13 protein-coding genes and 1 riboswitch are annotated in these 12,381 nt (G+C 65.4%); of the genes, 6 read left to right on the top strand and 7 right to left on the bottom strand.

Translation table 11 applies throughout. The annotated features are described in order from the left end of the window. The first annotated feature begins 6 nt into the window (after nt 1-6). A riboswitch (cobalamin riboswitch) is annotated at nt 7-226 on the top strand. Nucleotides 227-262: 36 nt separating this feature from the next. The 5 genes from FA743_RS06415 to FA743_RS06395 all read left to right on the top strand — a co-directional run bounded on the left by FA743_RS06415 (nt 263) and on the right by FA743_RS06395 (nt 4,011). Further along, the gene (locus tag FA743_RS06415) at nt 263-928 is read left to right on the top strand and encodes an energy-coupling factor ABC transporter permease (RefSeq protein ID WP_136885054.1); all 666 of its coding nucleotides are present in this window, start codon (nt 263-265) and stop codon (nt 926-928) included. Next, nucleotides 925-1,662 carry a precorrin-6A synthase (deacetylating) gene (gene cobF, locus FA743_RS06410; protein ID WP_136885053.1) on the top strand — a complete coding sequence of 246 codons (738 nt, stop codon included), beginning with the start codon at nt 925-927 and terminating at the stop codon, nt 1,660-1,662. Before FA743_RS06415 ends, cobF begins: the two co-directional genes overlap by 4 nt. Nucleotides 1,663-1,791: 129 nt before the next feature. Beyond that, nucleotides 1,792-2,325 carry a BrnA antitoxin family protein gene (locus FA743_RS06405; RefSeq protein ID WP_136885052.1) on the top strand — a complete coding sequence of 178 codons (534 nt, stop codon included), beginning with the start codon at nt 1,792-1,794 and terminating at the stop codon, nt 2,323-2,325. A gap of 83 nt (nt 2,326-2,408) precedes the next feature. Continuing rightward, nucleotides 2,409-3,485, top strand: a complete 1,077-nt coding sequence (locus FA743_RS06400; protein ID WP_136885051.1) for a DUF262 domain-containing protein — start codon at nt 2,409-2,411, stop codon at nt 3,483-3,485. Continuing rightward, nucleotides 3,478-4,011, top strand: coding sequence for a HEPN domain-containing protein (locus FA743_RS06395; RefSeq protein ID WP_136885050.1), 534 nt, complete (start codon nt 3,478-3,480; stop codon nt 4,009-4,011). The genes FA743_RS06400 and FA743_RS06395 overlap by 8 nt, the downstream gene beginning before the upstream one ends. Before the next feature lie 36 nt (nt 4,012-4,047). Here FA743_RS06395 and carB read toward each other — a convergent pair whose 3' ends face one another. The 7 genes from carB to FA743_RS06360 all read right to left on the bottom strand — a co-directional run bounded on the left by carB (nt 4,048) and on the right by FA743_RS06360 (nt 10,856). Then, nucleotides 4,048-7,386 (bottom strand): carbamoyl-phosphate synthase large subunit, encoded by a 3,339-nt coding sequence (gene carB, locus FA743_RS06390; protein WP_136885049.1) that lies wholly within the window; start codon nt 7,384-7,386, stop codon nt 4,048-4,050. A 241-nt stretch (nt 7,387-7,627) separates the two neighbouring features. After that, nucleotides 7,628-8,401 (bottom strand): DUF1217 domain-containing protein, encoded by a 774-nt coding sequence (locus tag FA743_RS06385; RefSeq protein ID WP_169308791.1) that lies wholly within the window; start codon nt 8,399-8,401, stop codon nt 7,628-7,630. Between the two features lie 7 nt (nt 8,402-8,408). Further along, complete coding sequence (locus tag FA743_RS06380) at nt 8,409-8,813, bottom strand: flagellar biosynthesis repressor FlbT (RefSeq protein WP_136885047.1); 405 nt, start codon at nt 8,811-8,813, stop codon at nt 8,409-8,411. Next, nucleotides 8,810-9,175, bottom strand: coding sequence for a flagellar biosynthesis regulator FlaF (flaF, locus tag FA743_RS06375; RefSeq protein ID WP_136885046.1), 366 nt, complete (start codon nt 9,173-9,175; stop codon nt 8,810-8,812). The genes FA743_RS06380 and flaF overlap by 4 nt, the downstream gene beginning before the upstream one ends. Before the next feature lie 61 nt (nt 9,176-9,236). Continuing rightward, a complete protein-coding gene (locus FA743_RS06370) occupies nt 9,237-10,130 on the bottom strand; it encodes a flagellin N-terminal helical domain-containing protein (RefSeq protein ID WP_136885045.1) in 894 nt (297 codons plus the stop codon). Between the two features lie 166 nt (nt 10,131-10,296). Then, nucleotides 10,297-10,614, bottom strand: coding sequence for a hypothetical protein (locus tag FA743_RS06365; protein WP_136885044.1), 318 nt, complete (start codon nt 10,612-10,614; stop codon nt 10,297-10,299). Further along, nucleotides 10,611-10,856: a rod-binding protein gene (locus tag FA743_RS06360; protein ID WP_136885043.1), complete on the bottom strand. Its 246-nt coding sequence runs from the start codon at nt 10,854-10,856 to the stop codon at nt 10,611-10,613. Before FA743_RS06360 ends, FA743_RS06365 begins: the two co-directional genes overlap by 4 nt. Nucleotides 10,857-10,956: 100 nt before the next feature. Between FA743_RS06360 and fliK the strand changes: the two genes are divergently transcribed. Then, nucleotides 10,957-12,378 (top strand): flagellar hook-length control protein FliK, encoded by a 1,422-nt coding sequence (gene fliK, locus FA743_RS06355; protein ID WP_136885042.1) that lies wholly within the window; start codon nt 10,957-10,959, stop codon nt 12,376-12,378. The last annotated feature ends 3 nt before the right edge of the window (nt 12,379-12,381 follow it).

Genomic DNA, 12,381 nt, shown 5'->3' with positions numbered 1-12,381 from the left:
CGCCTTTAGGTGAAGGCCTGACTGGTGCCCGTCAGACGCGACCCGCGTCGGGCTTCATCGGGAATGGGGAAGGGCGGACCCAATCGCGGCGCCCGAAGCCTCAGCCGCCCCCGCGACTGTATGCGGAGAGCGCGCGTCACCGCATGCCACTGGGGCCCGCCCCGGGAAGGCCGACGCCGCGCTTTGACCCGCAAGCCAGGAAACCGGCCATGTCAGGCAACCCATCCCGCCGTCGGGTGTGACGGCCATCGGAGACTGGACCATGCATATCGAAGAAGGCGTCGTGACCGGCGCCAAGATCCTCCTGGGCTATGCCACCGCCGCCACGGCCGGTGTCTATACGCTGAAACTGGCCGCTGACGCTCTGCGAGAGCGCGGGCTGGCCTCCCTGGCCGCCCGCGCAGGTCTGGCGAGCATCGCCACCTTCGTGTTCTTCCAGGTGCTGCCCACCGCCCCCGTTGGCGTGTCCGAGGTGCATCTGATCCTCGGCTCGACGCTGTTTCTGCTGTTCGGGGCGGCGCCTGCGGCCTTGGGGCTGGCGCTTGGCCTGTTGGTGCAGGGACTGCTGGTCGCTCCCTTCGATCTGCCGCAATACGGCATGAACGTGACCACGCTGCTGGTGCCGCTCTTCGCGGTCGCGGCGCTGGCGCGGCGTCTCATCGCGCCGGGCACGGCCTATGTGGATCTGCGCTATGGGCAGGCGCTGGCGCTGTCGGCGGCCTATCAGGGCGGCATCGTGGCCTGGGTGGCGTTCTGGGCCTTCTACGGGCAGGGCACCGAGGCCACGGCGGGCGTCCTGTCCTTCGGGGCGGCCTATCTGCTGGTCATCGCGATCGAGCCGCTGGTCGATCTGGCGGTGCTGGCCGGGGCCAAGGCGGCGCGGGGCCTGCGCGGCAGCGGGCTGGTGACGCCGCGCCTCTACGCATGATCGACCTGACCCTGATCGGGATCGGCACGGGCCATCCCGACCACCTCACCCTGCAGGGCGTCCGCGCCCTGCAAGAGGCTGATCTTGTTCTGATTCCCATGAAGGGAGAGGACAAGGAGGATCTGGCCGGACTGCGGCTCGAGATGCTGGCGCGGCATGGCGCGCAGGCCGTTCAGGCGGTCTTCGACCTGCCCCGGCGCGACGTGGAGGATCCCGATTACCTGGGCGCGGTCGAGCGCTGGCACGACGCCATCGCTCAGGCCTGGGCGGCGCAGATCGCACGGCACCTGCCGGGCGGCGGGCGGGTCGCGCTGCTGGTCTGGGGGGACCCGATGCTCTATGACAGCAGCCTGCGGATCGCGGCGCGGCTGGACACACGGGTGCGCGTCATTCCCGGCATCACGGCCATTCAGGCGCTCTGCGCCGCCCATGCCATGCCGTTGAATTCATTGGCCTCTCCGGTGGTGATCACCACGGGGCGATGCTTGCGCGACCATGGCTGGCCCGAGGCGGCGGAGCGGGTCGTGGTGATGCTGGACGGGGCCTGCGCGTTTCGCGACCTGCCCCCCGCCGGGCTGCGGATCTGGTGGGGGGCCTTCCTCGGGTTGCCCCAGCAGATCCTGGACCACGGGCCGCTGGCCGAGGCAGGGCCGCGCATCATCGCCGCCCGCGCCGAGGCCCGCGCGGGCCATGGCTGGATCATGGACTGCTACCTGCTGTCCCGCGAGGGGTGAGCCCGCACCAGGCGTGCACCACGGCGGCACCGGGGCGGCACAGCGCGTACACCGACAACGCGCGGTCCCTTGACGCGCCGTTAACCCCCGTGCGGCAGTCTGGAGCCCGATCTGACAGCGGGGGCGGGCATGACCACGAAGGGCGCGACGATCACCAAGGCCGAGGACGCGCGGCGGGCGAATTACCACTACATGGCCGATGCGATGCGGATGCTGGAATGGGACCTGCACAGCACCGTCCTGTCGCGCATGCGCATCCCCGACGAGTGGCACCGGATCGCGCAGGAGAAGGGCACCGCGCCCAAGACGCGGGTCACGCTGCGGCTGGACTCGGATGTGGTGGCCTTCTTCCGGTCTATGGGGCCGGACTGGCAGGCGCGGGTCAACCGGCTGATGGCGGCCTGGATGCATGCGCGGCTGGCGGGGCTGATCGAGGGGGCCGAGACGATGGACTATCTGGCCCGGCGCGAGGAGGCCTCGCTGGACGGCCCCCGCCCCGAATTCGGAGACCTGCAGCGGGACGAAAATGCGGCCTGGGCCGAGATGGGCGAGACGCCCCCGCCCTTCGATGGGCCGGGGGTACCGATGGAGGGCCCTCGGCGGATCAGCGAGGCGGGGAGGCGGGCATTGATGGAGGAGATCAAGGGGAGGAGGGGGTTGTGAGCGAGACCCGGCTGGTGAAGGTCATTGACAAGCTTTCTCCTCCTGCTGAAGGTCACCACGCACATGTATAAAGGACTGCAAAAGTGACCGATTTGACAGAAGGCGACGAACTCGCAACTGAAGAGGAAAACGACGAAACACCTTTTGTTGAATTTGACATCTCAGTCGCACCAGCGGATCCCACTCTCGAACTTCTCGCCAACAAAATTCAGGCGGGAGACATTATTGTACCGTTTTATCAACGGAAGTATGTCTGGAAGATCGAGCAGGCCTCAAAGTTGATCGAATCGTTCCTGATGGGACTGCCAGTGCCGCAGGTGTTTTTATACGTCAACGACGAAGACCAGCTAGAAATCATTGATGGACAGCAAAGGATTATGTCCGTTAAATATTTCTTCGAGGGTTATTTTGGTGAGCCAGATAATCAGAGCCGAAGGCAAGTATTTCGACTAAAAGGCCTAGCTGAGAGATCCGAATTTAACGGGAAAACGTTTCAAGAACTTCCACCACGGGACCAACGCAGACTCAAGAATACAGCCCTGCGCGCAATCCACATCAAGCAGCTTAAACCTAGCCTGCGAAACGATAGCGTTTTCCACATTTTTGAGCGGCTGAATACAGGCGGAACGCAGTTAAAACCGCAAGAGATTCGAAACGCTGTTTATCGGGGCAAGATTACAGACGAACTTCGGGCGCTCAATGAGGACGCTGCTTGGCGAAAGATACTGGGAATTAACCGGCCTGACAAAAATCAAAAGGACGTGGAAATTTTGCTTCGCCTATTTTCGCTTTTTGAGAATTGGCCGAATTACGAGAAGCCGATGCTTCGACACCTAAACTCACAAATGGAGCAAAACAAAGGCTTCGCTTCTGAGCGTGCAAAAGCATTTAAAAAGAGATTCCCCCTTGTCACAGTACTTGTCGCTGAAAACATTAACCGGCCGTTTCGTCCGAAGGGAGTGATAAACTCGGCTCTGCTAGAGGGCGTAATGGTGGCGCTCTTGGAGGAGAAAAAGCCAGACGCGGAACGACTAGTCAAGGGTTATAAAGCTCTTATTAATGATGAAAAATTCACAACTCTAATTAGAGGCGCCACTACTGACACATTGACCGTTAAAGATCGCATTGCCAGAGCGAAGAAAGCTTTTGAGGATGCCTAGGCAGGATCTTGACGTCCACTTTGCTAAGATAGATGCTCTGGTCTCAGAAATAAACGCAATAGTTCCTGCTAATGGCGGGTACCAGTCCGTACAATTCAGAGCTGATTTAGCAGGGCTTCTGGTGGTTGCAATTGCGGCTACATATGAAACCTGCGTGAAAGAGATAATGTCCACCTATGCAACGGCACAGCATGTGAAGTTTGGTGGCTTTACTGGACGCCAATACCGCAAGCTCAACAGCAAAGTGAAGGTTAGCGATCTCAAGTCATATTGTGAACTCTTTGGGCCGGACATCTGCAGTACTTTTAGAAACCGGCTCAAGGCTAAAAAGAAGCGTATCCTCGACTCAAGAGGAGTGAATGTAGAGATGAGCTACGAGCAAATTCTGACTTGGCGCCATGATTTTGCTCATGCTTGGAACAGGAACACGACTATTGAAGAAGCCGCTATGACACACCGGGCAGGGAAAATCATTCTCTATCTTTTTAACGAGGCGTTCGAGCAGCACTGGCAAGCGGACGCTTAGCTGTCCAAGATGCTAGAGTGCTAGTTCATGTTACTGCTAAGCCTGCAGCGACCTGACCCCGACTTCGCCCTCCTCGCGCGACTTGATCGCGGCCACGGCGGCGATGCTGCCGGCCGCCGTGGTGAAGTAGGGGATCTTGTCGTAGAGGGCGACGGCGCGGATGTCGCGGCTGTCGGCGATGGCCTGGACGCCCTCGGTGGTGTTCAGGACCATCGCGATCTCGTCGTTCTTCAGGCGGTCGACGATGTTCGGGCGCCCCTCGTAGACCTTGTTCACGCGGGTCGAGGGCACGCCATGGGCGTCGAGGAAATCGGCCGTCCCCGCGGTCGCCACCAGATCGAAGCCCATCGTCACCAGGTCGCGCGCGGCCTGGGCCAGCGCGTCGGTCTTGTCGAAATCCTTGACGGACAGGAAGACGCGGCCCTCATGCGGCAGGTTGGTGCCCGCGCCCATCTGCGCCTTGAGGAAGGCGCGCGCGAAGTTGCGGTCCCAGCCCATCACCTCGCCGGTCGAGCGCATTTCCGGGCCCAGAAGCGTGTCGACGCCGGGGAAGCGGGCGAAGGGCAGCACCGCCTCCTTGACCGAGAACCAGGGCGTGATCGGGTCGGCCAGCGTCATCGGGTCGGCGAAGGGCAGGTCATCCTCGGGGCCGACGCCCTCGGGATAGGGCGCGCGGGCGGGGAAGTTCGACATCGGCTCTCCGGCCATCAGGCGGGCGGCGATGGAGGCGATGGCGCTGTCGGTGGCCTTGGCGACGAAGGGGACGGTGCGGCTGGCGCGGGGGTTGACCTCGAGCACGTAGATCTCGCCGTCCTTCAGCGCGAACTGGACGTTCATGAGGCCCTTGACCTTGAGCGCGCGGGCCATGGCGGTGGTCTGGACCTTGAGTTCCGCGATGGTGGCGGCGTCCAGCGTGTGGGGGGGCAGCGAGCAGGCGGAGTCGCCCGAATGGACGCCCGCCTCCTCGATATGCTCCATGATGCCGGCGACATGGACGGCCTCGCCGTCGCAGAGGGCATCGACATCGACCTCGATCGCGCCGGAGAGGTAGCTGTCCAGGAGGACGGGGCTTTTGCCCGAGACGGTCACGGCCTCGGTGATGTAGCGGCGCAGGTGGTCCATGTCGCGCACGATCTCCATCGCGCGGCCGCCCAGCACGTAGGAGGGGCGGATGACCAGCGGAAAGCCGATGCGGTGGGCGATCTGGATTGCCTCGGCGTCGCTATGGGCGATGCCGTTGATCGGCTGCTTGAGGCCCAGATCCTCCAGCAGGTGCTGGAAGCGCTCGCGGTCCTCGGCCAGGTCGATGGCGTCGGGGGTGGTGCCGAGGATCGGGATCCCCTCGTCCTGCAGGGCATTGGCCAGCTTCAGCGGCGTCTGGCCGCCGAACTGGACGATGACGCCGTGGAGCGTGCCGTTCTGCTGTTCGGTGTGCAGGATCTCCAGCACATGCTCGAAGGTCAGCGGTTCGAAATAGAGCCGGTCCGAGGTGTCGTAATCGGTGCTGACCGTTTCCGGGTTGCAGTTGATCATGATGGTTTCATACCCCGCCTTGGTCAGGGCGTAGCAGGCATGGCAGCAGCAATAGTCGAACTCGATCCCCTGCCCGATGCGGTTGGGGCCGCCGCCGAGGATGACGACCTTCTTGGCATTGGTGGGGCGGGATTCGCATTCCACGTCGCCCATCGCGGGGGTTTCGTAGGTGGAATACATGTAGGGGGTCTGCGCCTCGAACTCGGCGGCGCAGGTGTCGATGCGCTTGAAGACGGGGCGGATGTCGAGCGCGCGGCGGGCGCGGCGGATCGCGGTCTCGTCGGTGCCGGTCAGATGCGCCAGGCGGGCATCGGTGAAGCCCATCATCTTGACGCGGCGCAACCCGTCGGCGTCGGTGGGCAGGCCCTGATGGCGGATGACATGTTCGGCGTCGATGATCTCGCGGATGCGGGCGAGAAACCACGGGTCGAAGCTGGTGACGCGGTGGATCTCGTCATCGCTGAGACCGAAGCGCATCGCCTCGGCAATGACGCGGATGCGGTCGGGGGTGGCTTTCGACAGGGCGGCGATGACGGCGGGCTTGCCCTGCTCGGCAGCGCCCTCGATCGGGATCTCGTCCAGGCCGGAGAGGCCGGTTTCCATTGAGGCCAGGGCTTTTTGCAACGATTCGTGGAAGCTGCGGCCGATGGCCATGACCTCGCCCACGGATTTCATCGCGGTGGTCAGTTCGGGCGTCGAGCCCGGGAACTTCTCGAAGGCAAAGCGCGGGATCTTGGTGACGACATAATCGATGCTGGGCTCGAAGCTGGCGGGCGTCACCTTGGTGATGTCGTTGTCCAGCTCGTCCAGCGTGTAGCCCACGGCCAGCTTCGCGGCGATCTTGGCGATGGGGAAGCCGGTGGCCTTGGAGGCCAGCGCCGAGGACCGGCTGACGCGGGGGTTCATCTCGATCACGACCATGCGGCCGTCAGCGGGGTTCACGGCCCATTGCACGTTGGAGCCGCCGGTCTCGACGCCGATCTCGCGCAGGACCGCGATGCTGGCGGTGCGCATCATCTGGTATTCGCGGTCGGTCAGGGTCAGGGCCGGGGCCACCGTGATGCTGTCGCCGGTATGCACGCCCATGGGGTCGATGTTCTCGATGGCGCAGACGATGATGGCGTTGTCGTTGCGATCCCGCACGACCTCCATCTCGAATTCCTTCCAGCCGAGCAGGGATTCGTCGATCAGCACCTGCGCCATGGGCGAGGCATCCAGCCCCGAGCGGACGATGCGTTCGTAATCGTCGCGGTTGTAGGCGACGCCGCCGCCGGTGCCGCCCAGGGTGAAGGCGGGGCGGATGATGGCGGGCAGGCCGATCTCCTCCAGCGCGTCCATGGCTTGCGCCACGCCGGTGTTGATGTCGTACTTGCCCGAGGCCAGCTTGGGGGCGGCGATGATCGTAGCCTTGGGGTTTTCCAGGCCGATGCGGTCCATCGCCTCGCGGAACAGCTTGCGGTCCTCGGCCATCTCGATGGCGCTGCGCTGCGCGCCGATCAACTCGACCCCGTAGCGGTTCAGCGCGCCGCTGTCGGCCAGGGCCAGGGCGGTGTTCAACCCGGTCTGCCCACCCATCGTGGGCAGCAGGGCGTCGGGCCGTTCCTTGGCGATGATCTTTTCGACGATCTCGGGGGTGATCGGCTCGATATAGGTCGCGTCGGCCATTTCCGGATCGGTCATGATCGTCGCGGGGTTCGAGTTCACCAGGATGACCCGATAGCCTTCCTCGCGCAGGGCCTTGCAGGCCTGGGCGCCGGAATAGTCGAACTCGCAGGCCTGCCCGATGACGATCGGTCCCGCCCCGATGATCAGGATCGACTTGATATCGGTTCTTTTCGGCATGGTCTGGGCCCCCGGGCTGGACTTGGATCGGTCGCGGCAAATCGTCCGGGGTTATAGCCAGCCACACCTTGGGCGCAAGGTGCGGCGGCGCCCCGGCCGTGGGAAAAAGCCGGGAGGGGCGGGGCGCACTTGCCCTGGGGCAGGCGCGACATGCAGGCGTGGCTGGGCGCGGGGGATCTGTCCGACCGGGCAGGCTTCCGGTCGCGCGGGCGCCGGGGGCGGTGGGCACGACCCTTGGGGGTCAGGCGTTCTGCAGCAGGGTCAGGGCGGCGCTGTAGCGGTTCGCCGCCGGGAAGGTGGCCAGCTGCGACCGGGCCATGTAGGTCTGCACAAGCCTGTCGATCGCCTCGGGCGACGAGATGTCCTTGAAGCTGGAACTGCCCAGCAGGCGTTCCGAGGCCTTGGTATATTCTTCGAGCTGGCGGTCGATGGGCAGGCGGCCATAGCTTTCGCTGAACCCGAAGGCGCCCTGAAACACCTTGCGCAGGGGGGCGTTGCCGATCACCTCGAACCACAGGGTCCGGTCGGTCGAGTCACGTTCGCCCATTCGCTGCAGCTCGCGCCGGGCGTTCAGCCCCAAACGCAGGCTGTCATCGCCCTCGCCGATGCGGCGTTCGAACTCGCGCTGGACGAAGGCGGTGCTGACCGTCTCGCCCAGGTCGCCCGGCACCGCCTTGGCGCCAAAGCCGAAGGCCTCGGCCAGCCGCAGGTAGCGCTTGTCGGCCAGCCGGTTCACCAGCGAGGACCTGTCGGACACATCGCTTTCCAGAACCTTCCGGATGAAAGCCTTGTTGGGAAGGTCGGCCTCCAGCCCGAAGGCCGACAGGGCCGTGCTGAGCATGCGGTAATCCTTGACCAGATCCTCGGCCTGGGTGGTGCGGGAGATGGTGTCGCGGAAATAGGTCGTCGCGCGCTGCACCACCGGATCGCGGGCGACCGCCTGGATCTGGCGGGCCTCGATCCGCTGGACGATCTTCCAGCCGACAAGGCCCGTGGCACCGACAGAAATGGTCATGACACCCTCATTCGTGGCTGGCAGCGAAAAGACGGGCCTCGCGCGGCAGAAGATCGCGCAGCTTGCGCATCGCCTGATAGGGATTGGGTTCAAGCGCGGCGGCGGTCGCATCGGCCAGCAGGATGCGGCTGTCGCGATCCTCGAAGACCTGGCTGAGCTGTTCGATGGCGACGGCCAGCTGGGACATTCCCGTGCCGGGATCGGTATCGCCCGACAGGATCAGTTGCGCGATATAGAGCGCGCGCGAGACGGGCGTGCGGGCGCTGTCGGGATGGATCGCGTCGCGCAGGCGCAGCACGTTGGCATTGGGCGTCTTGATCGCGATCCTGGCCCGGCGGTCGCCATTCTCGATCACCGCGCCATTGATCAGCACCCGCTCGTTCGGGGCCAGCTTGAGGACCAGGCCGCTCATGCTGCCCCCTCGCCGCGCAAACCGCGCATGACGGTCATGTTGATGTCGATCAGCGGATCGGTGGCGGCCTCGCCGGCCATGACCGCGTGCCCGTGGCGGATGGCAAACCCGGCCAGCGACATGAGCCCTGCCTTGGTCATCTCGGGCAGGCCATTGCCGGGTTCGGCCAGGTCGAAGGCCAGAAGCGTCCACAGCTCGGTATTCGTGTGGACGGCGAGAATGGTGTCCTGATTGTCGGTCTGGCGCGGCGCCTGCCGCAGCATGCGCGTGACGCGCGAGAAGGCGTCGTATTCGGCGTCCCGAGCGGTGCGCAGGCCGCTGGAGCGATAGCCGTGGTCGTTCAGGGACTTGACCGCGTTCACGTTCTAACTTTCCGTTCTGGAGGTCCGTGGAGGAACGGGCGCCCGAAGGCGCCCGTCCGTATCAGCCGCGGAACAGGGCCATGATGGCCGCCGGCGCCTGGTTGGCGATCGACAGCGACTGGATGCCCAGCTGCTGCTGCGTCTGCAGCGCCTGCAGGCGGGCCGAGGATTCCTCCATGTCGGCATCCACCAGGGCGCCAATGCCCGACTTCAGCGAGTCGGCCAGCTTGCCCACGAATTCGGCCTGACCCATCAGTTGCTTGCCATAGGAGCCCAGCTCGGCGGTCTTTTCCAGAACCGTGCTGATCGAGGTTTCGATATCGGAAATGAACAGACCGATATTGTCGGTGTCATCCGCACTGACATCCAGGCTGGTGGCGGTGAAGATGGTCGTGTCGCCGAAGGTGGCCGCCGTCGAGTCGAGGTCGAGGGCGCCGATCAGGGTGTCGAGCCCCGTGGTCGCGACCGAGATGGCATTGGTCGTGGTGGTCGCCCCGGCGCCGCGGTCCAGCGAGGCCAGGACCTTCAGGTCGTCCGTGCCGGATTTCAGCAGGTTCACGCCGTTCATCTGCGTGCCGTTGATGACCGACGCGATCTCTTTGAACTTCAGTTCGATGTCGGTGGTGATCTTCGCCTTTTCGCTGGCCGTCGCGGTGTTGTAGGCGCCCGCTGCCAGATCCTTGATGGAGCGCAGGCTTTCGACGACCTTTTCCGCACCGGTGCGGGCCGTGGTCACCACGGCATCCGCCACGTTCAGGTTCGACTGGATGGTCTTGAACGCCGACTGGTCGGTTTCCATGACCTTGGAGATGGCCCAGACCGCCGCGCTGTCCTTGGCATTGGCCACGTTTTTGCCGGTCGCGATGTCGGCCTGAGTCTTGCCCAGTTGGGCATTGACGAATTTCAGGGTCTGCAGCGCGACCATGGCGCTGTTATTGGTCAGAATGCTGGTCATGTTATCCTCCGAAAGGTGCTTTGCACCTGGGGTTTCCTACGTGGCCTTCTGACCGATCGGGCACTTGCCCTGCGCCGTTTCTGGCGTGACACCGTTCTAGCTGCCGGTGGATTGAGAAATAATGAAAGTCCGCCCTTCGATCAAACGAACCTTGCCGGGCATTTTACTAAAACCGCTGCGGCGCGACGGCCCGCGTGGGCATGACGGTCCGCCGCCCGAGCGAATCATAGGTCTGCAGGCTGCGCGCCGCCTGCACGATGGCGCGGATCTGGTCGGCCGCCTGCTGCGCCCCCGTCAGCGACGCCTGCGCCAGCGCCCGCAGTTCGGCCAGCCCGGGCTCCAGCCGGTCGCGCGCGGCCTCGTCGAGGCCCGACCGCGTCGCCACCCGCGTCAGCTCGTCGATGGCCGCCAAGGCGCCCGGCGCATCGCCCAGGATCAGCGCCGTCCGGATCCGCGCCATCTGGCGGGCGACGGCGCGGCTCATGCCCGCGCGCCCAGCATCGCCGCAAATCCCAGGTCCAGCCGCCGGGCCAGCAGGGCCGCATGTTCGCGCGTGAGGAAGCTGGCGAACTGATCCTCTCCGGCGCCACCGGAAAAGGCGCCCTCGGCCGGGGGCGGTCCATAATATTTCAGCATCTCCTCGAGAAAGGCCTGTTCCAGCTGATCCGCGACCGACAGGGGCCCGGCCACCGGCCCGCGCGCCGGCCCAAGGGGGTCAATCTGCATTCCTGTTCGCCTCCGATGTGACTGGGGCTGAAAATATCGCGCGGCCGTAAATAATTGGTAAGGAATTCGGGGTATTCAGAAAAAAACCACGAGGCAGGACATGGCCGAGATTCAGATGACCCCGACCTGGCCGCTCCGCCCGGAAATGCCCCCCGGGACGGCAGTCGTCGAGGGCGACCCGGGCTTTGCCTTGATGCCGCCGGACCTCCTGCCGGCTTGGGCGGGGATGCCGGGGGGCCCGGGCACCGAGGCGATGGCCCCCGATCCTGTGACCCTCTGGCTGGAGGGCATTCTGGGCCTGACCGCGGATTTTGTCGCCCCGCCCGCGGCCGATCCGAATGTCTCTGCCCCTGAGGCACCGGTCTTTCCGCCCGAACCGGACATGGTCCCTTCCGACAAGGCTCTGCCGGTGGGGATCCTGCCGGTCGCGGTCGACGTGATGGAGGAGCCTGCCGCCCCCGAACTGCCCGCACGTCCCGAGGTGGTCCCGGCACCTGCACCGCCTGCGGCCCAACCGGGCAAAAAGGGGGGCAACGACGCAGCCAGCCAAGGCGGGGCCGACCAGCCTCCGGTCGCGGTCGCGGTCGCGGTCGCGGGATCCGCGCCGCAGACCCTGCCTGCCTTTGCCCTGCCCCGGATGGCCCGCGATCCCGGGCGGGCTCTGGCAGCCCTCCCCGTCGCGCCCCCCGCACCGCCCCTTGCGACGACCCAGACGACGGGGGCCGGTCCGGGGCAGAGCGCCGATATCGATCCGCCGATCTCCGTTGCGCTGCACCCTGCCCGACCGCTCGTGCGCGGACCCGTGGCGGCAGAGCAGGATGTTCCCGCGGGTCGAGGTCCCGATCTCGGCTTTGCGCGTCCGGTTCAGACCGATCCCGCACAGGGGACCGCAGCGCGGACCGGCCTGGCCGAACCGCAAGCCGCCGATCCGGCCCCCCCCAAGCCGACCGATGCGGCGGATGCGGCACGGATCGCGCCGGACAGCGGAGCTGCCTTCCGTACGACCGGCCCGCCGCCGTCCGGTCCGCTCGACATGCTGCCGGGCCCGGATGCGCGACCGATCCCCGAGTTTCGCATGGCAGAGATGGCCCGCCCCCCTTTGCCCACCGCCCCGGGCGGACCGGAGGTCGCGTCCGATCCCCGCCCTGTCCTCCGGCAGATCACCGATGCCGTGGTGACCACGCGGGGCGACCGGACCGAGATCACCCTTGCCCCCGAGGAACTGGGCCGGATCCGGATGGTCCTGTCGGGGCCCGAGCGCGGCCAGATCACCCTCTGGGCCGAGCGGCCCGACACGCTGGATCTGGTGCGCCGCAATGCCGACCTGCTGACGCAGCAGCTGGCCGAGGCCGGGGTGACGGCGGACAGCCTCGATTTCCGGCAGGACGACCGCCGGAACGGATCGGCGGCCCAACCCCGTGACCCGGCAGACGCGGACGAAGCGCAGACCGCGCCCCCGGCCCTGCGGGTCAGCCTTGCGCCCGCGCCGCTGAGCGACCGGCGCATCGACATCAGATTGTAGGAG

Origin of the sequence: Paracoccus gahaiensis (assembly GCF_005048225.1) — a bacterium.
GTDB classification, from domain to species: Bacteria; Pseudomonadota; Alphaproteobacteria; order Rhodobacterales; family Rhodobacteraceae; genus Paracoccus; species Paracoccus gahaiensis.
This window is presented reverse-complemented; position numbering and strand designations above follow the sequence as displayed.

Bases quoted from the DNA above. Each gene is read 5' to 3' on its own strand.
- FA743_RS06365 (WP_136885044.1), bottom strand. From the start codon at position 10,614: ATGAGCCGCGCCGTCGCCCGCCAGATGGCGCGGATCCGGACGGCGCTG.
- FA743_RS06405 (WP_136885052.1), top strand. From the start codon at position 1,792: ATGACCACGAAGGGCGCGACGATCACCAAGGCCGAGGACGCGCGGCGG.
- FA743_RS06370 (WP_136885045.1), bottom strand. From the start codon at position 10,130: ATGACCAGCATTCTGACCAATAACAGCGCCATGGTCGCGCTGCAGACC.
- fliK (WP_136885042.1), top strand. From the start codon at position 10,957: ATGGCCGAGATTCAGATGACCCCGACCTGGCCGCTCCGCCCGGAAATG.
- cobF (WP_136885053.1), top strand. From the start codon at position 925: ATGATCGACCTGACCCTGATCGGGATCGGCACGGGCCATCCCGACCAC.
- FA743_RS06360 (WP_136885043.1), bottom strand. From the start codon at position 10,856: ATGCAGATTGACCCCCTTGGGCCGGCGCGCGGGCCGGTGGCCGGGCCC.
- FA743_RS06395 (WP_136885050.1), top strand. From the start codon at position 3,478: ATGCCTAGGCAGGATCTTGACGTCCACTTTGCTAAGATAGATGCTCTG.
- FA743_RS06385 (WP_169308791.1), bottom strand. From the start codon at position 8,401: ATGACCATTTCTGTCGGTGCCACGGGCCTTGTCGGCTGGAAGATCGTC.
- FA743_RS06415 (WP_136885054.1), top strand. From the start codon at position 263: ATGCATATCGAAGAAGGCGTCGTGACCGGCGCCAAGATCCTCCTGGGC.
- FA743_RS06380 (WP_136885047.1), bottom strand. From the start codon at position 8,813: ATGAGCGGCCTGGTCCTCAAGCTGGCCCCGAACGAGCGGGTGCTGATC.
- carB (WP_136885049.1), bottom strand. From the start codon at position 7,386: ATGCCGAAAAGAACCGATATCAAGTCGATCCTGATCATCGGGGCGGGA.